The organism is Brevibacillus ruminantium (genome assembly GCF_023746555.1).
In the GTDB taxonomy this organism is placed as follows: domain Bacteria; phylum Bacillota; class Bacilli; order Brevibacillales; family Brevibacillaceae; genus Brevibacillus; species Brevibacillus ruminantium.
Genome location: NZ_CP098755.1, coordinates 4,655,229 through 4,682,177, shown reverse-complemented (window position 1 = coordinate 4,682,177; position 26,949 = coordinate 4,655,229). Strand labels below are relative to the sequence as shown.

Annotated in this window: 25 protein-coding genes; 18 read left to right on the top strand and 7 right to left on the bottom strand. The window is 52.3% G+C overall.

Features of this window, described 5'->3' with window-relative positions:
* The first annotated feature begins 102 nt into the window (after positions 1 to 102).
* Together NDK47_RS23025 and NDK47_RS23020 are read left to right on the top strand one after the other, a co-directional pair.
* Positions 103 to 2,385 (top strand): DEAD/DEAH box helicase, encoded by a 2,283-nt coding sequence (locus NDK47_RS23025; protein WP_251872074.1) that lies wholly within the window; start codon positions 103 to 105, stop codon positions 2,383 to 2,385.
* Entirely contained in the window at positions 2,375 to 3,784 is a 1,410-nt protein-coding gene (locus NDK47_RS23020; RefSeq protein WP_251872073.1) for a ribonuclease H-like domain-containing protein, read from the top strand. Before NDK47_RS23025 ends, NDK47_RS23020 begins: the two co-directional genes overlap by 11 nt.
* A gap of 184 nt (positions 3,785 to 3,968) precedes the next feature.
* On the opposite strand, the gene NDK47_RS23015 is transcribed toward NDK47_RS23020, so the two are convergent.
* A complete protein-coding gene (locus tag NDK47_RS23015; RefSeq protein WP_251872072.1) occupies positions 3,969 to 4,550 on the bottom strand; it encodes a GNAT family N-acetyltransferase in 582 nt (193 codons plus the stop codon).
* Positions 4,551 to 4,650: 100 nt separating this feature from the next.
* Here NDK47_RS23015 and pdxR (NDK47_RS23010) point away from each other — a divergent pair, with 100 nt between their 5' ends.
* The 3 genes from pdxR (NDK47_RS23010) to NDK47_RS23000 all read left to right on the top strand — a co-directional run bounded on the left by pdxR (NDK47_RS23010) (position 4,651) and on the right by NDK47_RS23000 (position 7,154).
* Positions 4,651 to 6,105, top strand: a complete 1,455-nt coding sequence (pdxR, locus tag NDK47_RS23010; RefSeq protein WP_251872071.1) for a MocR-like pyridoxine biosynthesis transcription factor PdxR — start codon at positions 4,651 to 4,653, stop codon at positions 6,103 to 6,105.
* An 83-nt stretch (positions 6,106 to 6,188) separates the two neighbouring features.
* The gene (locus NDK47_RS23005) at positions 6,189 to 6,767 is read left to right on the top strand and encodes a TetR/AcrR family transcriptional regulator (RefSeq protein WP_251872070.1); all 579 of its coding nucleotides are present in this window, start codon (positions 6,189 to 6,191) and stop codon (positions 6,765 to 6,767) included.
* Positions 6,768 to 6,770: 3 nt separating this feature from the next.
* Positions 6,771 to 7,154, top strand: a complete 384-nt coding sequence (locus NDK47_RS23000) for a DMT family transporter (RefSeq protein ID WP_251872069.1) — start codon at positions 6,771 to 6,773, stop codon at positions 7,152 to 7,154.
* A 21-nt stretch (positions 7,155 to 7,175) separates the two neighbouring features.
* Here NDK47_RS23000 and NDK47_RS22995 read toward each other — a convergent pair whose 3' ends face one another.
* Positions 7,176 to 7,466, bottom strand: a complete 291-nt coding sequence (locus NDK47_RS22995) for a hypothetical protein (protein ID WP_251872068.1) — start codon at positions 7,464 to 7,466, stop codon at positions 7,176 to 7,178.
* Between the two features lie 106 nt (positions 7,467 to 7,572).
* On the opposite strand from NDK47_RS22995, the gene NDK47_RS22990 reads away from it, so the two are divergent.
* Positions 7,573 to 8,271, top strand: coding sequence for a hypothetical protein (locus NDK47_RS22990; protein WP_251872067.1), 699 nt, complete (start codon positions 7,573 to 7,575; stop codon positions 8,269 to 8,271).
* 140 nt (positions 8,272 to 8,411) lie between these two features.
* Here the strand turns inward: NDK47_RS22990 and larE are convergent, their stop codons facing one another.
* The 4 genes from larE to NDK47_RS22970 form a co-directional block, all read right to left on the bottom strand.
* Positions 8,412 to 9,227, bottom strand: coding sequence for an ATP-dependent sacrificial sulfur transferase LarE (larE, locus tag NDK47_RS22985; RefSeq protein ID WP_407653339.1), 816 nt, complete (start codon positions 9,225 to 9,227; stop codon positions 8,412 to 8,414).
* On the bottom strand, positions 9,224 to 10,504 hold the full coding sequence (gene larA / locus NDK47_RS22980; RefSeq protein ID WP_251872066.1) for a nickel-dependent lactate racemase: 1,281 nt from the start codon (positions 10,502 to 10,504) through the stop codon (positions 9,224 to 9,226). The genes larE and larA overlap by 4 nt, the downstream gene beginning before the upstream one ends.
* A 141-nt stretch (positions 10,505 to 10,645) precedes the next feature.
* Complete coding sequence (locus NDK47_RS22975) at positions 10,646 to 11,752, bottom strand: 2-keto-3-deoxygluconate permease (RefSeq protein WP_251872065.1); 1,107 nt, start codon at positions 11,750 to 11,752, stop codon at positions 10,646 to 10,648.
* 19 nt (positions 11,753 to 11,771) lie between these two features.
* Positions 11,772 to 12,914 carry a glycerate kinase gene (locus NDK47_RS22970; protein ID WP_251872064.1) on the bottom strand — a complete coding sequence of 381 codons (1,143 nt, stop codon included), beginning with the start codon at positions 12,912 to 12,914 and terminating at the stop codon, positions 11,772 to 11,774.
* Between the two features lie 176 nt (positions 12,915 to 13,090).
* On the opposite strand from NDK47_RS22970, the gene NDK47_RS22965 reads away from it, so the two are divergent.
* Complete coding sequence (locus NDK47_RS22965; RefSeq protein ID WP_251872063.1) at positions 13,091 to 14,206, top strand: CdaR family transcriptional regulator; 1,116 nt, start codon at positions 13,091 to 13,093, stop codon at positions 14,204 to 14,206.
* 72 nt (positions 14,207 to 14,278) lie between these two features.
* Here the strand turns inward: NDK47_RS22965 and pdxR (NDK47_RS22960) are convergent, their stop codons facing one another.
* Positions 14,279 to 15,718: a MocR-like pyridoxine biosynthesis transcription factor PdxR gene (gene pdxR, locus NDK47_RS22960; protein WP_251872062.1), complete on the bottom strand. Its 1,440-nt coding sequence runs from the start codon at positions 15,716 to 15,718 to the stop codon at positions 14,279 to 14,281.
* Positions 15,719 to 15,771: 53 nt separating this feature from the next.
* Here pdxR (NDK47_RS22960) and NDK47_RS22955 point away from each other — a divergent pair, with 53 nt between their 5' ends.
* The 11 genes from NDK47_RS22955 to NDK47_RS22905 all read left to right on the top strand — a co-directional run bounded on the left by NDK47_RS22955 (position 15,772) and on the right by NDK47_RS22905 (position 26,945).
* The gene (locus NDK47_RS22955) at positions 15,772 to 15,927 is read left to right on the top strand and encodes a hypothetical protein (protein WP_251872061.1); all 156 of its coding nucleotides are present in this window, start codon (positions 15,772 to 15,774) and stop codon (positions 15,925 to 15,927) included.
* Between the two features lie 121 nt (positions 15,928 to 16,048).
* Positions 16,049 to 17,047 (top strand): proline dehydrogenase family protein, encoded by a 999-nt coding sequence (locus NDK47_RS22950; protein ID WP_251872060.1) that lies wholly within the window; start codon positions 16,049 to 16,051, stop codon positions 17,045 to 17,047.
* A 286-nt stretch (positions 17,048 to 17,333) separates the two neighbouring features.
* Entirely contained in the window at positions 17,334 to 18,062 is a 729-nt protein-coding gene (locus NDK47_RS22945) for an amino acid ABC transporter ATP-binding protein (protein WP_251872059.1), read from the top strand.
* A 29-nt stretch (positions 18,063 to 18,091) separates the two neighbouring features.
* Positions 18,092 to 18,949: a transporter substrate-binding domain-containing protein gene (locus NDK47_RS22940; RefSeq protein ID WP_251872058.1), complete on the top strand. Its 858-nt coding sequence runs from the start codon at positions 18,092 to 18,094 to the stop codon at positions 18,947 to 18,949.
* An 85-nt stretch (positions 18,950 to 19,034) separates the two neighbouring features.
* Positions 19,035 to 19,688 carry an amino acid ABC transporter permease gene (locus NDK47_RS22935; protein WP_251872057.1) on the top strand — a complete coding sequence of 218 codons (654 nt, stop codon included), beginning with the start codon at positions 19,035 to 19,037 and terminating at the stop codon, positions 19,686 to 19,688.
* Between the two features lie 15 nt (positions 19,689 to 19,703).
* Positions 19,704 to 20,354, top strand: a complete 651-nt coding sequence (locus NDK47_RS22930) for an amino acid ABC transporter permease (protein WP_251872056.1) — start codon at positions 19,704 to 19,706, stop codon at positions 20,352 to 20,354.
* Between the two features lie 78 nt (positions 20,355 to 20,432).
* Complete coding sequence (locus NDK47_RS22925; protein ID WP_251872055.1) at positions 20,433 to 21,704, top strand: sensor histidine kinase; 1,272 nt, start codon at positions 20,433 to 20,435, stop codon at positions 21,702 to 21,704.
* Entirely contained in the window at positions 21,701 to 22,618 is a 918-nt protein-coding gene (locus NDK47_RS22920) for a response regulator (protein WP_251872054.1), read from the top strand. Before NDK47_RS22925 ends, NDK47_RS22920 begins: the two co-directional genes overlap by 4 nt.
* Positions 22,619 to 22,762: 144 nt before the next feature.
* Positions 22,763 to 25,141 (top strand): DUF8725 domain-containing protein, encoded by a 2,379-nt coding sequence (locus NDK47_RS22915; RefSeq protein ID WP_251872053.1) that lies wholly within the window; start codon positions 22,763 to 22,765, stop codon positions 25,139 to 25,141.
* Positions 25,138 to 26,064, top strand: a complete 927-nt coding sequence (locus NDK47_RS22910) for an ABC transporter ATP-binding protein (RefSeq protein WP_251872052.1) — start codon at positions 25,138 to 25,140, stop codon at positions 26,062 to 26,064. The genes NDK47_RS22915 and NDK47_RS22910 overlap by 4 nt, the downstream gene beginning before the upstream one ends.
* A complete protein-coding gene (locus NDK47_RS22905; RefSeq protein ID WP_251872051.1) occupies positions 26,061 to 26,945 on the top strand; it encodes an ABC transporter permease in 885 nt (294 codons plus the stop codon). The genes NDK47_RS22910 and NDK47_RS22905 overlap by 4 nt, the downstream gene beginning before the upstream one ends.
* The last annotated feature ends 4 nt before the right edge of the window (positions 26,946 to 26,949 follow it).

Sequence of the window (26,949 nt, the reverse complement as noted above, 5' to 3'; positions counted from 1 at the left end):
GGCAAAAGTCGTTTCGGTGCCTTTTTTGCATTCGTTGCGGATACGAAGGATTTACACCCGGAACATATATTCGTAGAATAGAAGGGAAGGTGGTGTAGAGCCGTGAAAAGAAAGCTGAACATAGCGAAAGTCCTGGAACAGCTTCGCCAGGAAAAACGCTTTTCCGATAACATTGTGCGCTGGGAGACGATTCCCCCACGGGAAGCCCGTACGGTGCCGTTTCCGGCCGAGATGGACACCCGCATCCGGGAGACGCTGATGCAGCGGGGAATCCCGGCTCTCTATACGCATCAGGAGACGGCTTTTCGCCATGCGCGGAGCGGGAAGCATATTGTGGCCGTCACGCCGACAGCTTCGGGAAAAAGTATGTGCTACCATCTCCCTGTCCTGCAGACGTTGACGGAGGACCCGGACGCCCGTGCTCTTTACCTGTTTCCGACCAAGGCATTGGCCCAGGACCAGAAAAGCGAGCTGCATGAGCTGATTGGCGAAATGGGACTGTCGATCAAGTCGGATACCTACGATGGCGACACGCCGGCGCAAATCCGGCAAACGATCCGCCAGGCCGGACATATCGTCATCACCAACCCCGATATGCTGCATTCCGCGATCCTGCCGCATCACACCAAATGGGTCTCCTTTTTTGAACATCTGAAATACGTCGTCATTGACGAATTGCATACATACCGCGGTGTCTTCGGCAGCCATGTCGCCAACGTGATTCGCCGCCTGAAGCGCATCTGCGCCTTTTACGGCAGCCGCCCCCAGTTCATCTGCACCTCGGCCACCATCGCCAATCCGCGAGAGCTGGCGGAGATGCTGACAGAGGAGCAGGTTGAGCTGGTGGACAACAACGGGGCGCCGACGGGCAAAAAGCATTTTCTTTTTTACAACCCGCCGGTCGTCAACAAGCAGCTCAATATCAGGCGCAGCGCCACACTGGAGGCCCGCGATATCACAGCCGCGTTTTTGACCCAGGGGATTCAGACGATCCTGTTTGCGCGCAGCCGGGTGCGGGTAGAGATTTTGCTCAAATACCTGCAGGAGCTGATCAAGCGAAAGCTGGGCGAAAAGACAATCCAGGGCTACCGCGGCGGTTATCTGCCCAGTCAGCGCAGGGCGATTGAGAGAGGGTTGCGCCAGGGGGACATCATCGGAGTCGTCAGCACCAATGCCTTGGAGCTGGGCGTCGATATCGGCCAGCTGCAGGTCTGTGTCATCACCGGCTATCCCGGATCAGTCGCCAGCACCTGGCAGCAGGCGGGCCGGGCAGGGCGGCGGCAGGATGAGTCTGTCGTCATCCTCGTCGGCAGCTCAACGCCGCTCGATCAGTACGTGATTATGCATCCGGAATACTTTTTTGAACGCAGTCCGGAGACGGCCCGGATCAATCCGGACAACCTGATCATTCTCGTGGATCACATCAAATGTGCGGCATATGAGCTTCCCTTTGCCAAAGGCGACCGCTTTGGCAGCGCAGAGATTTTGGAGATTCTGGAGTTTTTGACGGAGGAGCAGATTCTTCACCACGCCAAGGGCAAGTGGTTCTGGATGAACGACTCTTTCCCGGCTCACAATATCAGCCTGCGCTCCGCATCACAGGAGAACGTCGTGATCATCGACATCTCCGAGCGCGGCAATGAAAAGGTGATCGGGGAGATGGACCGCTTCAGCTCCATGACCTTGCTGCATGAGGAAGCCATCTATCTGCATCAGGGAGTCCAATACCAGGTGGAGAAGCTGGATTATGAGGAGAAAAAGGCGTACGTCCGGGAAGTGCAGGTCGATTACTACACAGACGCCAATCTGGCGGTGCAGCTGAAGGTGTTGGAGGAAGACCGGCTGCGGCAGGCTGCCCAGACCGAGTTTGCCTATGGTGAGGTAACCGTCAACGCCATGGCGACGATCTTCAAAAAGATCAAGTTCGAGACGCATGAAAACATCGGCTCCGGTCCGATTCATCTGCCGGAGGAGGAGCTGCATACGAATGCGGCGTGGCTCAGCTTTTCGGAGGCGGTGCTGGAGGCTGTGGGAAAAAGTGAAGTCGAGCGGGGACTGGTCGGGCTGGCACACGTCCTGCAGCACGTCGCGCCCTTGTTTGTCATGTGCGACCGGATGGACCTGCATGTGATCCCCCAGCGAAAAGCGGTTCATTCCGGAGCACCCACGATTTTTCTCTATGACCGCTATCCCGGCGGCATCGGCCTGAGTGAGCAGGTGTACAAAGAGATGGACACGATCTTGTCGCGAGCCGAGGAGCTGATTCTCTCCTGCCCTTGTGAATCGGGTTGTCCGTCCTGCGTCGGTGCTGCTGATGACGGTGCAAAGGAACTGGCGCTCTCGCTTTTGCGCGTGGCCCAAGGGGGCAGCATCCATGTCTCTTAAAGCCAAGCTGAACCGCTTCAAAGGGCATTTGACGCGGGAGGCTCCGGATCATGCAGCGTCTGCCACTGGGCAAGCGCCTTTCTCTCGCGCTGAGTCCTCCTCTGCTACAGAAACATCGCCAGCACCCGCGCCTGTACGAGCGTCCTCCGCGCCTCCTTCTCAGCACCTCTCCATTTCTTCCGGGGGTTATTCAGGGGACATTCCCTTTCTGCAAAAGTGGGAGCAGCTGGGGGCCGAGCCTTATGTCCTGGAAGACGAATACGTGATGGTGCGGGAGGTCCGCTACCCGATCTCGCAGCGCCACGGCCGCTACCCTTTTTCCGGCTTGCATGAGGCCATCGAGGCATGGGAGCGGGCTGGTTTGGAGCACCCTTTGTCCACTTCTGGCAGAACGGTGGAGGATCTGCTGTTTTTTGATACAGAGACGACCGGGCTGCATGGCGGTGCCGGAAACACGGTCTTTCTGCTGGGGCATAGCCGGATCGAGGGGGAGCATGTCGTCGTCCGGCAGCATTTTCTGGCCGCACCACAAGCGGAAGCGGCTCTCTACCACTCCTTCCTGGAGGATTCTCGAACCGCTACTCATCTGGTCACGTACAACGGCAAATCATTTGACTGGCCGCAGGTAACGACCCGGCATACGCTTTTGCGCGATCTGGTTCCCCGCCTGCCGACGTTCGGTCACTATGATTTGCTCCACGGGGCTCGCCGCCTGTGGCGAGAGGATTTGGAATCCTGCCGGCTTTCGCTGATTGAGCGGGAGAAGCTGGGTGTCGTAAGGGAAGATGACGTCCCCGGATACCTGGCTCCGATCCGCTATTTTGACTTTTTGACAGACCAGGACCCGGATACGGTAGCTGGTGTTCTCCGGCACAACGAAATCGACGTGCTTTCCTTGATTACACTCTACATCCATCTCTCATCCCTGCTGTTGTCCCGCGAGCGCACGAAAATCTCCGACGAGGAGCGTTTCAAAGTGGGGCAATGGTATGAGTCTTTGGGTGATCTGGAACGCGCAAATCAGTTTTATCAGCTGGTTGCTGCAAGTCAGGGCCCTCTGCATGAAAAAGCACAGATTGCAATGGGGCGCTGCTTTAAAAAGCAGAAGAATTGGCGTCAGGCGCTACAGCTCTGGGAGCGGGTCAACGAGTCTGGCGTTCCCCTCCCCGAGGATGTATGGATCGAGATGGCCAAGCTGTACGAGCATCAGGTAAAAGACTATGATCGGGCATTGCACTGCGCGAAAAGCGGATTTGAAAGCTGGAAGCAAAAAGCCGCCTTGCTGCGCCGCCGCTCCAAAGTAGAGGAAGCGGCGTACCGCAAACGGATCGAGCGGCTGGAACAGAAGGGCAAGCAGTGGACGGAGGAGGCTTTGGATTACGGAGGCGGCCTGGTGTAGCAGGTCAGCGTGATACGGTTACGGTTCGGTAACCAGATAGCAGGATAATGCAAAACCCGCGAAAGCCGTTCGCGGGTTTTGTTCTAATAGAGACAAGCGGGGTGTCAATAGAGACAAGTGGGGTTTCGAAGACCAAGCCAATCGGGGTTCCGAGTGTCGCCAAAACATTCGGCGCAAACAACACTCAGGCTTGCGGTGTCGGCGCTCCGTACTTGGCGCGGTATTCGCGGGCCAGTATGCTCATCAGGATGGAGTCATGGTATTCATGGTTGTAGTAGAGGGCTTCGCGCTGCACGCCTTCCTTCGTGAAGCCTACCTTTTCGTAAGCGCGGATTGCCTGCTGGTTGTAGGAAAAGACATTCAGCTCGATCCGGTGGAGATTCAAAATCCCGAATCCGTAGCCGAGCAGAAGTCGCATCGCTTCGCTGCCCAGTCCCTTGCTTTGGTACTGAGGCTCGTTGATAGCGATGCGGATATTGCAGTTGCGGTTCGTATGATCGATGGATTGAAGCGCGATATCGCCAATCACTTCATCGGTTTCACGCAAGGCGATCAGCAGCAGCAGACTGGATGAATCCTGCGATTTGGCATCGATGTAGCGGTGAATTTGTTCACGGGTAAAGCTGTTTTGGGTTCCCGTCAGGCGACGCGCTTCGGGATGGAACAGCGTGCGGAAGTACAGGTCTGTATCGGCCAATTCGATCGGCCGCAGATAGACGCGCTCTCCTTCGAGAAATCGGACCGGTCTGTTTACAGGTGTATGCATGGCAAATGCCTCCTTTTGATTACGTATAGGATACCGGAAAAGTGTATACTCAAAAATAGACAGATTTGAAAAAAATAAAAGGACAGATGGAGTAGTGGGCATGTTATATACACCGCAAATCGACTATTCAAGCAGAGAGCCGCATTATCTGCAAATCTACGAGCAGATCAAGCAGCAGATCATTTCGGGAACGTTTTCCGAACAGGTCAAGCTCCCTTCCATCCGCAAACTCGCAGATAGCCTGGGACTCAGCACCACACCGGTTGAAACAGCGTATCAGCAGCTTCTCGCAGAGGGGTTTATCGCCAGCAAACCAAAGAGCGGCTATTACGTTCAATCTCTGGCAGAGACCGATGGGGGCAATCACGGAGATCCTGCAACCAGAGACTTGACCGTGGCACGCCTGGAGCATCGGGACAACGCCACGTATCCGTACGATTTTCACCTCTCGAAAAATGATTTCTCCCTGTTTCCCTTTTCCCTGTGGCGCAGGCTGTTTCATCGGGTGCTCTGCTATGAACAGCGGCATCGTCTCTTTTACGGGGACCCGCAGGGAGAGCCTGGACTTCGCCAAGAGCTGGCCAGCTATCTGCGGCAGCTCAGGGGTGTCGTCTGTTCACCGGAGCAGATTGTGATCGGAGCGGATCAGTACGGCCTGCTGTCGCTGCTGACTCAATTGCTTCGGGGGCGGGTTACCCGTGTGGGGACTGAAAATCCCGGGTATCCGATGATGGCTTCGACGTTTCGCCGCAACGGATATGAGGTTGTGCCGATTTCCCTCGAAGCGGATGGTCTCAGCATCGAACAAGTGGAGAAAAGCGATGTCCAGCTTGTCTGTGTCACCCCGTCACACCAATACCCGTGCGGGATGATCATGCCCATCGCAAAGCGTTTGCGTCTGTTGGATTGGGCGATGCGGACAGACAGCTACATCATCGAGGATGACTACGATGGCGAGTTCCGCTATCACGGGCGTCCTGTTCCCTCTTTGCAGGGATTGAAGCCAGATGCCAACGTGATCTACATGGGCGGATTTTCACAAGTATTGGCCCCGGCCTTTTGTGTCTACTACATGGTTTTGCCAGAATCATTGCTGGAATCGTATGATTTGCTTTTAAGGGACCTGCTGCTGGAACAGCCGTCTTCCCCCTTGCACCAGCACACACTGCAGCTTTTTATGCAAGAAGGCCATTTTGAGCGGCATGTGCGACGGATGCGCAATACCTACCGCAAGAAACATGACGCAGTAGTCCTGGCTGTACAGAAGCATATGGGAGAGAAGGCGGAGCTGATCGGTGAAAACGCCGGTTTTCATCTGGTGCTGCGAGTAAAGCACCCGCAGGGGGAGTGCGAGCTGACCAGACGGGCCAAACAGGCGGGCATCAAACTAAGCTCCATGGCGTATACATGGATGACACCGCGGGATGAAAAGGCGCAAGCGGAGTTTATCTTGGGATTTGCCGGCATAGACCTGGACAAAATCGAGCCAGGAATCAAAAAGCTGGCGGAAGTCTGGTGGGGCGAGATGGATTTTTCTTCAAACCTTGACGGATGATTTGGCGGAGAGTACACTCAGAGTAGTTAGGAAAATGTAAAAAATATTATATTTTCCTAAATTCACAACGGGAGGTATCCGCTTTGCAGGACAGGATCATACAGGTGGCCGCTCGGGAAATCCAAACAAAAGGCCTGAAATTCACGATGGCGGAATTGGCCCGGCAAGCGGGTGTCAGCACAAAAACATTATACGGGTATTATACATCCAAAGAACAATTAATCGAAGAGATCATCGTGCAGACGTTAAAAGAGATGCAGGAGAAAGAAAAGGAGATCATGGGACAAGAGGAGATCGATCTGGCTGAAAAGCTAAGGCAAGTACTGGTCCATGTCCCCAACGGATTTGGCAATACCCACCCGCTGTTATGGCAGGAGTTGAAGCGATACTATCCGGAACAATGGAAGCTGGTCGAAGATTGTCTGGAGGAAGGCTGGGACAATGTCCGGAGCTTGTTGGAAAAAGGGATGGAGCAGGGACAGTTTGAACGGGTGTCGATCCCCGTTTTTCTTCAAATGTATATAGCCGCCATCAAGCAGTTGATGGATCGGCAATTCGTCGCAGCAATCAATATGACCGTATCCGATGCGCTTGATGCCATGGTAGAGATTCTGCTCCATGGCATTGTCCGACGTCACACGGCAACCAACGAGGAGGAATAAATCATGAGCTGGGTGTATCTGTTGGTCGCGATTGGATTAGAGGTAGCGGCCACTACCTGTATGAAACTGTCCGAGGGCCTGACCAAGCCCGTACCCTCGGTCATGATGTTCGTTTTGTATATCATCAGCTTTTCGTCACTCAGCTTGGCACTCAAGCAGCTTGAGGTAGGGACGGCCTATGCGATTTGGTCGGGCCTTGGGACAGCGGCGATTGCCGTCATTGGTGTCTATCTGTTTAAGGAATCCTTTTCCGCCCAAAAAGTAATTGCCATTTTGCTGATCATCGCAGGCTGTGTCATGCTGAATTTGAACAGTGACAGCCATCAAAGCAGCGGCCCGGCCAAACAAAGCGTCGATCACTTGAGCGGCAGCGGAGAATCGAGGTAAAGCTCGCCTGTTTCCCCGCTCTCAGATTTCATCCGGCTTTACGTATTTCTTTACAACCCGGAAAAAACCGATCGCACACATCACAATAATGGCAGCCCATGTCAGCAAAAAGCCGATCCCCAGGCTGATATCTACATCGACAAACCCATTTTGCCGCGCAACCACCAGGATGTAGACCAAGGGACTAGCCAGAACCAGATACAAGACCAAAAAGGAAAAGAGCTTTGCTGTCGTTTTCTTCTGAATGGTAAGAAAGACAAAAATATGGGAAACCAGCAAGAGGATAAACGTGATAGCTGTCAACAGCTTCATAGAGAGGGCCTCCTCTATCTATTTTTTTCTCGTATGCGGAACTCCTCGTGTACTACCATAGCGAAAAAGAGTCGTTCTATCAAGCGAAAGGAAGGGGGGAAGCTGGTTGAATTATAGCGGTGATACGCGGCTTCTCGTAAATGTGCTTGGATACGGCACCATGCTACTCGGGCTGGTCCTAATCTGGTTTCGCACACAAAAAGAACAGGAGCCAGGGCTTTCTCTCAAGCTGTTTGGCTATACGTTCCTGGCGATGTTCCGTTTTTCGATAAATCAGTTGGCGCTTCCGCTGGGGCTGGTTATTGCGATTTTTCTGTTGAAGCGCACGCAAATAAACAAACTGGCGAAGCAGCGTGCTGTCTGGCTGGGGGCTATCCTTTTTCTCGTTGGATTGTTGCCGATGGCGGATTGGGTGGAAAATGCGCTCCATCCCCGTACTCAGATGTCCACTTATCTGAATGAGGATTTGACGGGCAAAGGCTTTAATTTGCACGTTGCCAGCCCTGATCAACAACTCTTTTATTCAGTGAATGAGAAAGATGTCAGGGGGCGACTGATTTACGAAGCACTTCGGCAGTCTGTATACCAAAAAGGGGTTCCGCTGGACATACGAAGTGAAGAAGAGTACGAAATGCAATTGTTTCAGGATACCGATCAGGCAAAAGAAGGCTTCCGCAAGCTGGATTTTCTGGTCGCCTCAGACGGTTCGTATGTGAAGCTTCGCTACGAGGGGAGGACCTATGCCTTTGTCACCACTCCGGAATTCCAGCGTCTCATTCGAGAAGTTTTCGCGGAGAAGGAGTAGAGGGATATTCCCTGACTCCTGCCCGGATGTACGCCCAAAAACAGAAATAAAAAGCCTGTACACGACGCTCGAAAGTTTGCGTGCCGTGCACAGGCTTTTATGTTTATCCACGTGATGATTCGCAGCCTACTACGATTTCTTCAACTGCTCAACCCAACCAATACCTGATTCATGCTGCCGCTTTTATAGCCAAGCAAGTCAAGCGTCACGTACGTATAGCCAAAGGAACGAAGCTTCTCGACGATATCTTGATGATGCTGGAGCACGAGCGGCATCTCTTTTGGCTCTACCTCGATCCGGGCGATTTCCCCGTGTGTCCGCACACGTACCTGTCCCAGACCAAGACGCTTCAGATAGCTCTCCGACTGATCGATCTTTGTCAGCTTTTCCATCGTGATGTGCTCGCCGTAAGCGATGCGGGAGGAGAGGCAGGCAAAGGAAGGCTTGTTCCAGGTGGACAGGCCAAGCTCGCGAGACAGCGCGCGGATTTCTTCCTTGTACAATCCTGCTTCCTGCAGCGGGGCCCGGACGCCCATCTCCTGGGCAGCCCGGGTTCCTGGCCGGTGTTCACTCATGTCATCGGCAATCAGTCCGTACACGACGTTTTGGTAGCCTTGGTCCTTCATGATCGGAAGCAGATGCTCAAATAAGCTCTTTTTACAAAAATAGCAGCGATTCTGGGTGTTCTCCGCATAACCGGGGATGGCCAGCTCTGACGTCTCGATCACTCGATGATGGACGTTCAGCTCCTCGGCCAGCCTTTTCGCTTCCAAAAGCTCTGACGACGGATATGTCTCCGAGTCGGCAGTAACAGCGAGCACACGGTCTGTTCCGAGGACCTCTACTGCCACTTTCAGCAGAAACGTGCTGTCCACCCCGCCGGAGAAAGCGACTACGACGCGATCCAGGTCTTTGATAATCGTACGGAGTGTATCCAGCTTTTGATCAACTATCATGGCGTGTTCCCTTCGTCTTCTTCCACGTAAGGAATGGTCAGCGGTCCGAGAGGCAGGACAGCTACGCTCATCTCTTCCCCGTACTTCGCTTTCAATTCTTCCAATGTTTTTTCGATGTCATGAGTCGGAATCAGTTTAGCCAGCTTTACATCCTCATCGGACAGCATGGAATAGACATGGACGTCTGCCCAGACCTGGATGACGGCTTGTTTTTGGACCTGCCACTGGTCGAAAATCTTGAACGACGGATCATTGATCATATCCAGGATTTCTTGCGGCGTCTCCCTCATTTTCAAAATGTCGGCGTAGTTTCCGTGGTTCGGAAGGCCATCCGAGCATTCAGACGCGCAGATGATGGTGCCGCCTTTTTTTACGATTTTATGAGCAGCACTCATGCCTTTTACCGCTTGATACAGGTTTTGGTCGAGCGGATATCCCGAGTTGGAGGTGATCACAACGTCGAAGCGGTGGTCACAGCGGATCATCGCGTGCTCCTTGGCATAGGCGCATCCGCGGTCATGCGCTTCATACAGCTCGCCGGCAAATACAGCCGTGATATCTTTATCGCGATTCAGGGTTACGTTCAGCATGAAGTCCGGCTTGCACATGCCGTTAATTTCCCGGGTCATGTCCTGTACGGGGTTGTTCACCATATTGCCCCAGGTAGACAGGGGATCGCCGATCATACGGGCATTGTGGAAGGTCTGGATCGTTTCGATGCCGGCGATACCGGGCATGATCCCTTTGGGACCGCCGGAGAAGCCTGCGAAGAAGTGCGGTTCGATAAAGCCGGTCACGATTTTGAAATCGGCTTCCACATATTCTTTATTCAGATAGACATCACAACCGAAGCGGCTTTCGCCGACCTTGACCAGCTCATCCATTTCATGGCAGTGGTGGTTGATCACGCGGACGTTGTCTACAACCCACTCACCGAGCATTTGCACGAATTCTTCTCTCGTCTGGTCGCGGTGTGTACCCGTACCGTTGATCACGACGAAGTTTTCCACGGGCACGTGGGACAGCTCCTTGATCAGCCACGGAACCAGCTTGTGGTTCGGAGTTGGCCGTGTGATGTCGCTGATCACAATCGCCACTTTGTCTGTACTTTTTACCAGATCACGCAGAGGAGCAGAGCCGATTGGATTGCGGAGTGCTTCGATGACGGCTTCTTCATCATTTTCCAGTGCAGGGAGGTTTTTCGGCTCCAGGATCAGGGAGTTATCCGGAATTTCTACATCCAAACCGTGCTTTCCATAGAGTAATGTTGTTTTCATCGTTCTCTCCTTTTATCTGATTGAGTTCATGCCACTGACCGAAACAGCAGGGAGCATGTCGTTTGATGAAGACGAAACTCTCCTGCCCCTGACTTTTGTGTCAGGGGCAGCATCTCCAGGCACATCAGCCTGTTCACTCTCTTAAGTGTTGACTGTATGGTTCATTTCATGGCTTTCCAGTTTGCCGTTGATGCCGCGCTTCTTCTGCCAGTTATCGACGAGAATGACGGCGATCGGGCAGAGGATGGCTGTGCTCAGCGTCGAAATCGAGATTTGCGCTGTCGCGATGTTAACAATGTCTTGATATGCTTGTGCATCGGCAGCGGACATCATGCCGGAGCCGGCAGCAACCGTTGCCGCTGCAGCGATGGCAGCCGGTGTGCCTACTGCGTTACCGGCAGTAGAGGCTTCGGCCATCGGAGCGATTTGACTTTTTTCACGGAATACTTTGAACACCAGCATGCCGGTACCGCCGGTCAAAAACGTCGTCATGAATCCGAGAGCCAGTCCGCCCAGCAGTACCTCAGGCTTCAGGAAGGTCGCGAAGTCCATGCCTGCGCCCAGAGAGAATGCGAAGAACGGTACAGGGAGAAGCTCACCTGATTTCAAGAACTCGCGAATTTCCGGATCGAGGTTGCCGAGCAGCATACCGATACCGATTGGCAAGAGAACAGCGATAAAGGCGATAATCGGGAAGTTTGCTCCCAGCATACCCAGAGCCATCAGGGTAAAGAAAGGACCGTCATTCAGGGACAGCACAGCTACGGCACCGACGTCAGAGCGGTTTCCGTACTGAGAGGTGAGGGCGGCGTACATCCCGCCGTTTCCGTTTGTCATCGCAGCGATGATCGTCATCGCCGAAAGACCGAGGAACCCGTTCATCATGTCACCGGACAGCTTGCCCCACATAAAACCAATAATAACACCCGTAAAATATTTGCTGGCCGTGAGCAAAACGCCTTTTTTCAGGGCAGTTCCGCCGACACGCAGATTCATCTGGCTTCCGCAACAGAACAGGAATAATGCAATCAAGATAATCGAGCTGTTTTTAAAGAGAGCTTCGGCGAAGCCGCCAATTCGCAAGAACTCGTAGTTGCCATCTTTGGTTGCAGCAACACCCAGAGACTTCAGAAAATCCATGATGAAGGAAATATGCATTTGGTCAATCGTGTTGAGCAAAGCGCCGAGCAGCAAAGGAACAACCATTAACCCGCCTGGAACTTTCTCGATGGTGCGTTTGATTTGCATGAAAAACCCCCCTATTCCATTATTTTTGATGGGCACGTGCCAGATAGGTGCGGAACACTTGCTCCGCTGCTTGCTCCAACAGCTCCGGTGCCCGTTTCATCGCGTCTTCCAAGGACATCGGCGCGTTGATAATGCTATGAATGCTATGAATGCCGAATTGATAAAGTGTATCGATGCCGCGCCCGATAGAACCAGCGAGGACGAAAACAGGGACGCCGCGTAGCTGGGCTTCTTGCGCTACCCCCATCGGAGTTTTGCCAGAGGCTGTTTGAAAATCAATTTGTCCTTCCCCGGTAATGACCAGATCAGCATCGTCGAGGTGTTTGCCAAGCTCAGTGTACTCGATCACAATGTCGATGCCGCGTCTCATGCGTGCCGGAAAGAACGCTTGAAATGCACCGCCAAGTCCGCCTGCAGCTCCTGCTCCTGCCATATCGTGAAGCCTGATCCCCGTTTTGGCTTCGACCAGATCAGCCCATAAACCGAGCGAGCGATCCAATCTTTCCACCATCTCAGGTGTCGCCCCTTTTTGCGGACCAAACACGTGGGAAGCCCCGTGCGGACCAACGAAAGGATTCTGGACGTCAGAAGCGATCAGAAATTCTGCTTCGAGAATACGAGAGTCAAATTCGCTGTCGTCGATTGTGACGATCTGTTCCAGTACGCCGCCACCGAAGCCGACCGGGTTGCCTTCAGAATCGAGCAGCTTCATGCCGAGGGCTTGCAGCATGCCAATTCCGCCATCATTGGTTGCGCTTCCACCAATGCCGAGGATAAATCGGCGGCAGCCGTCGTCCAAAGCTTGCTTGATCAGCTCACCGGTACCGTAAGTGGTGGTGATTAATGGATTTCTTTTTTCGGCCGGAACCAGATACAAACCGGATGCACTCGCCATTTCAATGACGCAGGTGACTTGGTCTCCGAGAATGCCGTACGCGGCCTCAACAGGAGTGTGAAGCGGACCGGTTACGGTTACTTCGACCTTGCGCCCTTTAGTGGCAGCAACCAAGCTTTCCATGGTTCCTTCTCCGCCATCGGCAACGGGGACGAGAACGGTTGTTGCCTCAGGGAGTACTTTTTTGATGCCTGATTCTACGGCAGTGGCAACGTCAAACGCAGACAGGCTTCCTTTAAAAGAATCGGGTGCAATCACAACCTTCACTCTGACATACCACTCCTTTGATTAAGCGCTTTCAAAACTTGTTTTTCATTATATAGAGTCTGCGGTTCTTAAATCATCGGTTACCATCCATAAAAATTCAATGGAAATGTTCGCATAATTTTGTTTATTGTATATAACAACTGGATAATTTACAGATGGCGGGGTAAGATTCATATATGCTGACCTATGAGATTGCCAAACAGATTGTTCGCGAAACCATGAACCGTTTGAATCGAAATATTAACATTATGGATCACACCGGAACCATTATGGCTTCGGGAGACCCTTCGCGCGTTGGCGAGGTTCATGAAGGGGCGGCTGATGTCATCCGCACGGGCCATCCCCTGATGATTACGGAGGACAACCAACAGAAATATAAAGGAGTGCGACCGGGCATTAATTTGCCCATCGTCTTTCAAGACAAGATTATTGGAGTCATCGGGATTACGGGTGATCCAGAAGAAATTCTGGAGTTCGGTGAGCTTGTCAAAATGATAACGGAGATGATGATCAACCAGTCTTTCCTGGCTTCCCAGCTCGAATGGAAGCAAAGAATGAAAGAGATGATCTTCGAGGAATTGATCAGAAGAGAGCCCAATATCGAGTCAGCCGTGCAGCGATTAACGCTTTTAAAAATGAAATTGCGGGCCCCCTACCAGGTCGCTCTGATCGAATTGCGGGAACTGCCCAAGCAAGGACAAGAGCTGATCCAAAAAGTGGAAGATCTTCTGAATGACAAGCAGCTGTTAGTCGGCTTTCGCAGCGTGAACCGCATGTTTATTCTGGCGACCGGTCTGGAGGAGCAGCTGGTCCGGGGAAAGCTTGGAGAAGTGGAGAACTATTTGCGGCAAAAAGGGATCGCATTCAAAATTGGCATGGGGTCCCAAGTGACGGAGACGGGAAAAATCGGCATGTCGCTGGAGGAAGCGAAGCTGGCCCTGCTGCTGGGAGAGGGCGAGCAAGGGTTGATCTCCTATCTGGATGTGGAGACCAAGGCCCTGATTAATCGCATGGACCCGCAGGTGAAGCAAAAGTTTGTCGATCGCATTTTTGCCAATACACCGCAGACCTCGATTGAGACACTGGAAGCCTTTTTTGACAGCAACCTGAACATCGGCGAAGCGGCCAAGCTGCTCTTTATTCACCGCAACACCCTGATCTACCGGCTGGCAAAAATCAAAGAGCGGACAGGCTACGATCCGCAGATTTTCCACGATGCCGTCTCTCTGCAGCTGGCGGTGTGGATGTATCAAAACCAGGGAAGGAGCGAAGGGGAAGGACCGGGAGAATAGTCTATATAATGGAAGGTTTTGTAAAGCGGAGGCTGCTGATTTTGTCGGGCAGCCTCTTTTCTGTGAACAACCCTAACCGAGAACCTCATGTAATCGCCCAATCCCTGCCGCGATGTCAGCCTCGTCTACATTGCCGTATCCGATGATCACTTTGTCCTGATGCCTGCCTTTTACCATGGTGTGTTCCTCGACCGGATACACGTTGACCCCGGCGGCCGCCAGAGAGGACAGTTTTTCTTCCGTAAACGCGATACCTGGAAAGGAAGCTGCGATATGCAGGCCTGTCGATGCTCCCCAAATCTTTACCCGATGGGGAAATGCCGTCTGCAGAGCGCCGAGCAGTACCTGCCTTCTGCGCTTGTACACCTTTTTTACACGGTTGATGTATTTGTCGAGATGTCCTCCCTCAATAAAGCGGCCCAATGCCAGTTGTTCGATGGCTGGCGTGTGCAAATCCGTGAACCATTTGGCCGCCTGATATTTTTCCACCAAGTCGGGTGGCAGCACCAGATACCCCAGACGCAGGGAGGGGGAGAGAATCTTGCTGAAAGAGCCGATGTAGATGACGCGCTCTCCACTCAGGCCCTGCAGCGAATGAACAGGCGGACTGTCGTAGCGGAATTCGCTGTCGTAATCGTCCTCCACGATGTAGCAATCCTGCTGCGAGGCATAGCGGATCAACTGAATGCGCCGCTGGATGGGAAGCGTACCGCCGAGCGGGAACTGGTGGGAGGGGGTAACCAGCACAAATTCCGGACGGGCGTCCGCAGGGAGACCGTCGGTTTTCAGTCCGTATTCGTCGACTGGAACAGGGATCAGCTTGGCTCCGGTCGAGGCAAAAATCGTCTGGATATCACGGGTAATCGGGTCCTCCAGCACCACCGCAGAATCAGGCTTGAGCAAGACCTTGGCGATCAACACAAAAGCCTGCGTGGCTCCTGATGTGATAACGATTTGCTCAGGCGCACATTGGACGCCGCGCGTCCGGTAGAGATAACGGCTCAATACTTGGCGCAGCTCCGCCCGTCCCTCGGGACGTCCATAACCAAAGGCAGCGAGCGGGGCTTCCCGGCAGACCTGCTGCAGGAGCTTTCCCCAGAGTGCGCGGGGGAAGTGGTCGAGACAAGGGACACCGGAGCGAAAATCGATGAGAGCCGGGGCGGATTCTACAGTGGCTGGGTCAGCGGGATGGAGGCGCGTTGCCTCTGTATCTTTCAACAGAGCATGCTTGTCCAGGTCATTTTCCCCGCGCGAGAGAGGAGCAGGATCAATTCCCGCGGCAACATAGTGTCCCGAGCCGGGGCGGCTTTCCAGAAACCCTTCGGCCAGCAACTGCTCGTAGGCTTCCAGCACGACATTGCGGGAGAGGTGCAGCTCCGCAGCAAGCCTTCGAGTAGAAGGCAGCGGGTCTCCGCCGAGCAGCTCTCCCTTTAAAATTTTGTTGCGAATTTCAGCGTAAATCTGCCGAAAAAGCGGCATCGGCTGACTGCGGTCTATTGTGATCCAGAGCAAAGGAAGTCCTCCTTTGGGAAAGTGGTTGTAGCGATTTTTAAGCAAGCAGACACATGTTTTGCCAAAGTCAGATTACCATGAAAAGCGAAACCTTGCGTCCGGCGAAGGGGTATTTCGAAGAAAATAACAAAGAGGATGTAGCGGAACGAGAAAAAATGGGATACGACATGATGAAAGAAGAAATGAGTTCGGTTGCCAATAACGGCTAACAGCCTCGGCTGTCGGCAAGCCCCTTTTTCCTGAACTGGTACTGTCCATCGATAGCAAAAGTGGATCTCATCGAAACCAATTCTCCATGTTATCTTGGGGAAAAAGATGGGGAGGCGCCACATGGACAGAAAAGAGTTTGCCGAAGGAACAAAAACAGAGAGCCAGAGCAATGAACAGCAGGCATCAGTTGTGCTGCGGACGATTGCCCGCGATCTGAAGCTGAAAGAGTTCGTGATGAACACACCCTGGCTTTATCAGCTCCTGCTTGCGGCAGCAAAGCGATATATCGCGGGTGAATCCAGGGGCGATGCGCTCGATCGGGCTGCGGGGCTGCAAGCAGCGGGCTATGCGATTTCCCTGGAGTACATCGGAGAAAACACGGCTGATCTTACGGAGTGCCGCAAAGCAACGGATGAATTTCTCGCTTTGATCAGGGAGAGCAGCCAGAGGGGCCTGCCCGTACATATCTGCTTTGATCTTTCGCACATCGGGCTTATGATCGACGAGGAACTGGCCCTTTCGCATGCGGAAGAGCTGGCCGCCGCAGCGCGGGAAAACGGTCAGATCTTGATGATCAGTATGGAGGAATCGGCCAAAACCGAAGCCATTTACCGTCTGTATGAAAGATTGGCGAGCCGTCATGAGCATGTAGGGATTACGGTGCAGGCCCATCTGCACCGGACATGGGATGATCTGCCCAGGCTTCTCGACTTGCCGGGCAGAATCAGGCTGGTCAAGGGCGCGTTCAGGGAAGAACCGCAGGTTGCCTTGCCCCGTTCAAAAGAGCTGCAGACAAGGTATCTTGAACTGACCGAGAAGATCGTGCAGGCCGGCCATCCGCTCTCTATCGCTACACATGACCAGCAAATCGTTCAGGCTGTCAGGGAGCAGGGGTTTCTCTCGGAGAGTCAGGTAGAATTGGAAATGCTCTGCGGCGTATGCGAAGAGGAAGCACGCATGATCAGGGACGAGGGGGTTCCTTTGCGGCTGTACGTAACCTACGGCACGGAGTGGTATCTTTACCTCTGTCACCGGATTGCCGAGCATCCGCCTCAGCTCTACCGTGCGCTGGCTGATATGCTGGAGCCGGACCGGGTGGGAATGGAAGTGTATCGGTAAACAAACATGTAGCCGGTTCTTTGCTTTGCGCTGTGTGCGCGGGTGAATAGCATGGAATGGAATGGCATAATAAAGCAGGGCCCTTCGTATACGTAGACGAGGGGCCCTGTTCGTTTTACTGTCTCCAAGCAAGTCGTCACAGCGAAATAAAAGGTTTTTTTTGGTAAATAAACATCATTATTAGAAAATTGTAAAGAGAGATAATATTTTCTCGGTCTTTTTGAGTAGTTTTGGGTAGAGCGTCCTTACGATACAAACATAGAAAAGAGAGCAAGGGGGAATCTGGTTGATTCGTTTTCATCAAGTGAATAAGCATTATGGCAACTTTCATGTCCTCAAGGATATCAACCTGCATATCAACCAGGGAGAAGTCGTCGTGGTCATTGGTCCGTCGGGCTCAGGCAAGAGTACGATGGTTCGCTGCATCAACAGATTGGAAACGGTTACAAGCGGAGAGCTGGTTGTCGACAACGTACAAGTGAACGACAAAAGCACCGATATAAACAAATTGCGCCGCAACATCGGCATGGTCTTCCAGCACTTCAATCTTTATCCGCATAAAACCGTATTGGAAAACATCACGCTCGCTCCCATCAAAGTGCTCGGCATTTCCCAAAAAGAAGCCGAGGAAACAGCGCTGTACTATTTGGAGAAAGTAGGGATTCCGGAAAAGGCCGACAAGTACCCGACCCAACTTTCCGGAGGACAGCAGCAGCGTGTCGCCATCGCGCGAGGGCTGGCGATGAAGCCGAAAATCATGCTCTTTGATGAGCCGACTTCGGCGCTTGATCCAGAAACGATTGGAGAAGTGCTGGACGTCATGAAGAAGCTGGCTCAAGAAGGCATGACCATGGTCGTAGTGACGCATGAAATGGGCTTTGCCCGTGAAGTGGCCGATCGCATCGTTTTCATGGACCAGGGCAGGATCTTGGAAGAGTCAACACCTAAGCAGTTCTTTGCCAATCCGGGCGAAGAGCGTGCGAGATTATTCTTAAGCCGTATTTTGAACCACTAAAATCCAAGAAAGAGAAAAGGGGAATTCAGATGAAAGCAAATCGCGTATGGAAGAAAGTCACCGGAATGGGATTGGTTCTGATGCTCAGCGCAGCAGCATTGGCAGGCTGTGGGGGCGGCAAAACCTCAGATGGGGCAGCACCAGGGGGACAATCTACGGGAGCAGGCGGCACAGGGACACTGGCAAAAATCAAAGAAAGAGACAAGTTCGTCGTCGGCGTCAAGTATGACTTGAACCTGTTTGGACTAAAAGACCCGAACACGGGAAACGTAGAAGGCTTTGATATTGATATCGCCAAGGCCATCGCCAAAAAGGCGCTTGGTGATGAAAATAAAATTGAACTGAAGGAAGTCACGTCCAAGACGCGGATCCCGATGCTGAAAAACGGCGAAATTGATGCCATTGTGGCAACGATGACGATTACAGAAGAACGCAAAAAAGAAGTAGACTTCTCCGATGTGTACTTCCTGGCAGGTGGGGCCTTGCTTGTAAAAAAAGATAGCAATATCAATAGTGTCAAAGACCTGGTAAAAGGCACGAAGGTTCTGACAGCCAAAGGCTCTACTTATTCGAAGAGCATTCGCGAAAAAGCACCAGATTCAGAAGTTCTTGAATTTGAAAACTATGCGGAAGCCTTCACCGCTCTCAAAGCTGGTCAAGGCGATGCGCTGACGACCGATAACGCTCTTCTGTACGGGATGGCAAAACAAGATCCAAACTACCGGGTAACCGATGAAATCTTTACCGAAGAGCCATACGGAATCGCGATCAGCAAAGGCGATGCAGAATTCGTAACGTTTGTAAATGATGTGTTGAAAGAACTGAAAGAAAACGGCGAATACGACAAGATTTACGAGAAATGGATTGGCGAAAAGCCGAAAAAATAATGCTGTTCGACTCCATGACGGATGAGCGGTTTTAGCTACCGCTCATTCCCTTATTTTCTTACGCCGAAGGGGGTTCGCAACAGAAATGATTGATTTTTCCATTTTGTTCAGCCATTGGGACATGTATCTGGAAGGATTTGGGAATACCATAAAAGCGAGCTTGCTTGCTCTTGTTGGCAGCCTTATTTTGGGAACGATCTTTGCTATCTTCCGAATTTCTCCGATTCGTCCACTCAACTGGATAGGCGCCGCATACGTAGAATTTGTCCGCAATATTCCGTTGATCCTCGTTGTCTTTCTCTTTTTCGTGGGACTGCCGGCCATTGGAATCAGGCTAAACCCCTTTGTTGCGGGAACCATGGGTCTTACCGTCTATACCGCTGCTTTTATTGCAGAGACGATTCGCGCCGGGATACAGGCTGTTCCGAGGGGACAAACAGAAGCCGCACGCTCCTCTGGCCTGACTTATTTGCAAACGATGCGTTACGTCATTCTGCCGCAGGCGATTAAAGTGGTAATTCCGCCAATGGGGAACCAGTTTATCAACCTGGTGAAAAACTCTTCTGTGCTGGGGGTTATTGCTGGTCTAGACCTGATGTATTTTGGTGACCTGATCGCAGCAGATACTTTCGTGACGTTTGATGTGTATATTTTCGTGGGCCTTTTCTATTTAATTCTAACGCTTCCGTTAAGCTCGTTCGTAGGCTATTTGGAACGACGCTTGGCGAAGGGCCGCTAACAAGGAGGGGACACCATGGATTTTCTCGGGGCTTATACGCCAAGTCATTTGACCTTCCTCCTAGAAGGTTTCTGGATTACCTTGCAGGTGGCATTCCTGTCGATTGTGTTCAGCTTTGTGATTGCGATCATCGTCGGAGTTCTGCGGTACGCCCGCATCCCGGTCGTTTCCCGGGTGCTTGCCGTACTGGTGGAGTTGATTCGTAATCTGCCGCTTTTGCTCATCATCTTCTTTACGTATTTTGCCCTCCCTGAAATTGGGATCAAGCTGGATAAATATTATGCGGCCATTCTGGCATTGGTCATTTTCGAGGCGGCCATGCTCTCCGAGATTGTCCGCAGCGGGTTGACGTCAGTGGAAAAAGGACAAATTGAAGCTGCTCGTTCGTCTGGACTTAATTACGTACAAACGCTTTGGCACATCATCTTGCCACAGGCGCTTCGACGCATGGTTCCGCCCATCGTCAGTCAATTTATTTCGTTGTTGAAGGATACATCCTTGGCTGTCATCATCGCTCTTCCAGAGCTGATGAACCATGCGCAAATCATCAATGGCCGAAATGTCAATTATGTGATTCCGACGTTTTTGCTTGTGGCCGTTATGTATTTTGTGGTCAACTACGCCCTGTCAATTATTGCCAAGCGTTTGGAAAACAAACCAGCCTAGATTTTTGCACCTGTGCAGATCTCCGATTCTTTATACAATTAGGAATAGGAGATCTTTTGTTTTCAGAAAGGGGCAATTATGCGCGAGCGTCTGTTGATACTTTGCATTATTATGCTGGCAACCGCTTTTTTTGGAGAAATGAAGGTAAATCCCTTTGGAGGGTCTTTTCGCTTTTCTCTCGGGATCGCCGCTTTCTTCTTCGGATTAATCTGGTTTCAGTCTGTACCCGTACTGCTGACTGGATTTTTGACCGGGACGTTCATTCTCGGCTTTCGAGTGGCTCTTGATGTACTGGTAGATTATCGGACGGTGGCAGACAGTTTTTTCGTTCATCTTCCTTCTGCTTTTTATTACTTCAGTTTTTCGCTGCTCATCCATCTTATCCGAGCGAGAAAGTACTTGGAATTTCCGTTATTACTAGGTTTAGTTGGGGCTTCCGTAGATTTTCTTTCCAATGTCGTAGAATTGCAAGTGCGGCAAATGATAAGTGATACGCCGCTGCTCACTTTAGAAAGTGCTTTCATCCTTCTCTTCTTCGGCGCTCTGCGCAGCTTTTTTGTGGTGGGCTTATACAATAGTGTCTCCATTCGACAGGTCCGAGCCGTTGCCGAGGTGCGTCAACAGGAGCTGGACAGGCTGCGCATGATTAATACAGAGCTGTATGAAGAGGCGTTTTACTTGCGCAAATCGATGACGGAGCTCGAAGAAATCACGAGGGAAAGCTACCAGTTGTACACGCGCCTGCGAGAGTCCGAACACGAAGAATCACCGACTGCTCTGACCATTGCCGAACATGTGCATGAAGTGAAAAAAGACTCGCAACGGATGCTCGCCGGATTATCCAATCTCATGAATCAGGAAGGCTTGTCGCCGCAACTTCCGATAGCGGAGTTGTGTGGACTGGTGATTCGGGCAAACCAGAAATATGCTGCTATGCTGGGCAAGGAAATTCACTTTCATTTCAACTGTCATGTGAAATTGTCGACGAGTCAAATTTATGCATTGCTTTCTGTGTTGAACAACCTGGTAGCCAATGCGGTAGAGGCCATCAGCAAAAAAGGCAGTGTTGAACTGATTGTCGGTCTGGTAGGTCGCAATGTTGTGTTTCACGTACTGGATAGCGGGCCCGGGATTTCCCATGAGGAAAGGGAATGGGTGTTCCAGCCTGGATATACGACGAAATACGATGCGCAGGGAAATTCATCGACGGGGATCGGGCTTACTCATGCCAGAGGAATTGTCCAAAGCCTGCAAGGCACTTTGCGTATCGTGCATGATCGGGATGCCACGACGCATTTTAAAGTGCAAATTCCAACCGATCAATTGCTGAGAAAGGAGGTCGACTCGTGATCCGATTTTTTTTGATTGAGGACGATGCGGTTGTGAGAAGGATGCTCGAGCGAATCATTCAGGATAGCGGTCTGGGGGAGATCGTGGGTCAGGCGAGTGACGGGAACCAAGTGTCTATCGATCAGCTGTATGGGGTAGACGTGATCTTAATCGACCTGTTGATGCCAGAGCTGGATGGTATTCAGACCATCAAAAAGCTGCAAGCGGAAGGCTTTGCAGGAAAATTCATCATGGTGTCACAGGTAGAAAATAAAGAAATGATTGGGGAAGCGTATTTACAAGGGATCGATACCTTTATTCAAAAGCCGATTAACCGCCTGGAAGTCATGTCTGTACTCAAACGTGTATCCGACTATTTGACGGTGGAAGCATCGCTTTTATCGATTCGTAAATCCCTGCAAATCTTGGATGTCAAAGGAAAACAGGAACCGTCCGAGAGCGGCATGAAAAAGTCCTTTTCGGAACAGGATAGTTTGGTGCAACGAGGACAGCAGCTTTTGCTCCAGCTCGGGATTGCAAGCGAGGCGGGGGCCCCTGACCTGCTTTTGATCATCCAGTGGCTCGCGCAAGAAGAGCGCAGGGGAGATCAATTGCGCGATATTCAGCTTAAGGAATTGTATTCGCAGATTTTGCTGAAGCTGCACGGTACTTTGGACGAGCAGACGATGGGAAAAGAAGTGCGCGCCATGGAGCAGCGGATCAGGCGCATGGTGCTGCAAGCATTTAGCCATTTGTCATCGCTTGGTTTAACCGATTATGCCAATCCTACCTTTGAGCACTTCGCCCCGCGGCTGTTTGATTTTCAAGAGGTCCGTCAACGCATGCAAGAGCTGGAGGCAGGCGAAAAGACGACCAAGTGCCGCATCAGCGTGAGAAAGTTCTTGTCTGTCTTTTTTATGGAAGTAAAAGCGTAAGAAATTAGTGGCTTCCCATCCACCTCGGATCGGGAAGCTATTATTTTTCCTCATTTTGAATCAACCTGTAGCCTTTCCCCCCTTTTATACGTCATAACCCTTAGCAAGCTGGATCAGCTTAAGTCGTCGGTGGAGGTAGAAGAAATGAATGTGACGAAGTCCAAGCAATGGCTCTTCGCCTTTTTAAGTTGCCTGCTGATATTCACGGGTTTACCGGGCCAATGGTTGCCTGCGGTTCAGGCAGAGACGCCTGTGCAGTTGGCGGTAACAGGGGGGATCGGCGGGGAATACAAAGATCGGGGATTGGTCCCGATCCAGGTGACAGTCACCAATAGCGGCGCGGATATAGAGGGAAATCTGGTCGTCTCGGCTGGCGACAGGGGAGACCAATATACCACGGCCTATTACCAGCCTATTTCGATCGCCAAGGGTGCGACCAAACAAATCACGATTTCCGTGCCGGGAAACCTGATCGGTCCCAATACCTACGTTTCTATGATGAAAGGAAATACGGTGATCGCCAAGTCCCCAATTGGCGGGAGAAGATACAGCGGTGATACCTTGTTTGTGGGAGTTCTGGCGGCTCATCCGGATACCGCCAACTTTCTCGGGGCGCTGTCAAAATCCGCCTTTTCCAATCCGGTTCGCGTCCTGCCCTTGCAGGCAGAGCAAATGCCACTGGCCAGCTCGCAGCTGCAAATGATCGATATCCTTTTGCTCAACAACTTCGCCCTGGACAGCTTGAACGCGCAGCAGGTACAGGCGATTCGCGACTGGACAACCGCTGGCGGCATGCTGATGCTGTCGGGCGGGGCTCACTTTGGAAAAACAGCAGGTGAGCTGAAAGACCTTTCGCCTGTAGAAGTGACAGGGGTCACGTCGCTTCCGACATTGAAGGCCCTAACGGTAGACAAAAACAATGCACCGGTACTGGAAAAACCGCTTACGGTAAGCACCGGTACCGTAAAAAGCGGGAGTGTCTTGTACAGTGAAGCAGGCGTCCCGCTGATCGCCAGCCGTTCGGTAGGCGAGGGAAAAGTGCTGTACATTGCCTATGATTTAGCCGAGGAACCGGTTGCAAGCTGGAGCGGAAACAGCCGTTTTTGGGCGGATGTAATGAACAAAGGCTTCGGGTCTTCCATCAATAACGCATACCGTGATCCTATGGACCGGATGTGGTCCCTGGAGAACGCAGCCGACCGGATTCCTGCGCTGAAAATGCCGGATATCAAATGGCTGGCCCTCTTTTTCGGCGTGTATGCGCTCATCGCGGGACCCATTTTGTTCTTCCTGCTTCGCCGCAAGCGGAAGCAGAGCCTGATGTGGGGAGCCGTCCCCGCGCTTGCCATCGTGACGGGAATCGGCATTTTCCTGGTGGGCGCCATGCAGCGCGGAACGACGCCATTGCTCCATCAAGTGAGTTTTGTCCAGCTGCTCGGCGATGGCAAGGCCAATGCGAAGGCGGTAGCCGCCATGTTTGTTCCCCGCAGCAGCGATTACGAGGTTTCTGTCAAAGGAAACGGCCGGGTTTGGCCGCTCTTCTCTCGAAGCACAGATAGGACGGAACCGACAGCCTGGGTATGGGCACAGCCTGACCAGACGCAAATCCAATTCAAGGACGTGGAATTTTGGTCGATGCGAAAGCTGGGGACCGAGCAGTTCCTCTCTGATGTCGGCAGCCTGGAATCTGATCTTCGCTATGTAGAAGGAGCACTCAAAGGGACAGTGACCAATAAAACGGTCTATACGCTTCGGGATGTCACCGTCGCATCCGACACGCAGACGCAGAAATTCCCCGAGCTGGCACCGGGACAAACCATCGATGTTGATTTGAAATTTGATCCGACCCTGCAGACGCGCCCCGCTCGAAACCGGAGCCGCGGCTATCAGTTCCTGCCTGCGCAATACCAGTCCAACCCCGGTTACGAAAGCACCAGAGAAGAGTACATGGTGGATATTATGGAGGAGAGTCGGCGCAGCTCTGGCAAGGGAAATGCACCGGTGCAGCTGGTGGGCTGGGTCGATCAGCCTGTCGTCGAGATCGATGTGAACGAAAAAGGGTTCAAGCCCTACAGTATCGCGCTGATGGCCTCGCCTCTCACGATCAAGCCGTCACCGGAAGGCTACGCCTACTATCCGGCTGACGAGTTTCCCGCGATTCGGGTAGGAAGCAGTGTAGGCGTGGATGACGTCGGCGATGGCTTTATAGTGCGCGGATCGGGGGATGTGACCTTCGACTTTGATATCAAACCGAAGGAAAAGAACCTGCAAATTAAAAATATTTACCTATACACCTGGTCAGAAGATAACACGACGTTTGACAAAGAGGTGTTCAACTGGAAAACAGGAGCGTTTGAAGCGTACGACAATGCATTTGCCAACAACACGATGACCAGTGACAAAACGCCGACATACCTCTCTTCGGAGGGAGTGCTGCGAATCAAGTTTTCGCACAGCTTTAATGATCACCGCCACTTGGGCACGCCGGTGATCAGCGTGGAAGGAAAGGTGAGCCGTCCGTGATCCAGATTGATCAATTACGCAAACGCTATGGAAAAATGGAAGCGCTGAAAGGAATCTCCCTGGAGATTGGCAAAGGAACGGTTTTTGGATTTGTCGGCCCCAACGGAGCAGGAAAATCCACCACCATGTCCATCCTGGCCACCCTGCTGGAGCCATCCAGCGGCAGTGCGTACGTGGGCGGTTACGAGGTGACCAAGCATCCCCGCGAGGTGCGGAAGCTGATTGGGTATATGCCCGACTTTTTCGGCGTGTACGACAATTTGACCGCCGAAGAGTATTTGGACTTTTACGGCGCCAACTACGACATCCCGCCGCACGAGCGCCGGCAGATCATCCCGCAGCTTTTGGAGCTGGTCAATCTCAGTCACAAGCGCGATGCCTATGTCGATTCGCTCTCCCGGGGAATGAAGCAGCGTCTTGGATTAGCCCGTTGTCTGGTGCACAATCCTGAGGTGCTGATTCTCGATGAGCCGGCCTCGGGCCTCGACCCAAGAGCGCGGATCGAGCTTCGGGAGATTTTGAAGGAACTGCGGGACATGGGAAAAACGATTATCATCAGTTCTCATATCCTGCCCGAGCTGGCGGAGATGTGTGACGTGATCGGTGTGATTGAGGAAGGCAGCCTGATTGCTTTTGGAAAAGTCGAAGAAATTTACGCCAAAATGCAGGAAAAACGGGTGCTTCGCATTCGCCTCCTGGATCGTCTGGAGGAAGCGGTCACGTATTTGAAGGAACAACCCGCAGTTGCAAATGTGACGCGGGAGGGCAATTGGCTGGTTACGGGTTTTTCCGGGGATGACCAAGGGCAGGTTGAACTGCTTCACAATCTCGCCGTAGCCGGTTTTCCTGTCGCTGCCTTCAACGAAGCCGAAGGAGATCTGGAAGAAATCTTTTTGGAAATCACCAAGGGGGTGGGCTCATGAACATCTTGCAGCGACTGCGCAACCCCGTTTTGTTGAACGAATTGAAACTGCGCATGCGGACCAAGCGCTCGCCTTGGGTGATTACTCTGTATTTGCTCGTCCTGGGAACAGTGGCGCTCACCTTTATATTTCTGCTGACGGGAGCGGGAAGCTACTATGATCCCAACCAGACGCGCGGTTTGTTCATGATGCTGTCCCTGCTGCAGCTGGCGATGATCTGCTTCGTCGTGCCAGGCTTGACCGCCGGAGTGATCTCCGGGGAGCGGGAAAGACAGACGCTGTCCATCCTGCTGACGACCAACATCAGTGCGACCAAGCTGATTCTGGGCAAATGGCTGGCTTCTCTCAGTTTCATGACTTTTCTTGTTTTTGCCACGATCCCTCTGTACGCCATCATCTTTCTGTACGGCGGCGTTTCCCCTGTGCAGTTGCTGCAGGTATTCGGTTTTTATGTCGTAACCATGCTGGGTCTGGGGAGCGTGGGTGTGCTTTTATCCACGCTGATCAAACGGACCGGGATTGCGACGGTAGTCAGCTATGCACTCGTGTTCGGCTACTCTGCAGGGACCAGTGTGCTGGCTGAGGTGATCCGGGAGATGATTCGCTACCAATGGAGGGTGAAGAATATCACCAACGGGATCTTTCCGATCTGGCCCGATCTGTTGCACAGCCTGAACCCGCTGTTTGCGATGCTGGGTATCTTCGGGGAAGGGCCGTTCCGCGGCCTTCGGGGAAGCGGGAGCACCAACTATACGATCCTGCCTTTAGACCCGTATGTGATTTACTGCTTGTTTTTTGCAGCAATTACCTTGATTTGCTTGAGTTTGTCTATTTATTTGATTAAACCGGTGAAATCGCGCAGAAGAAAAACGGCTGCCTAGGAGT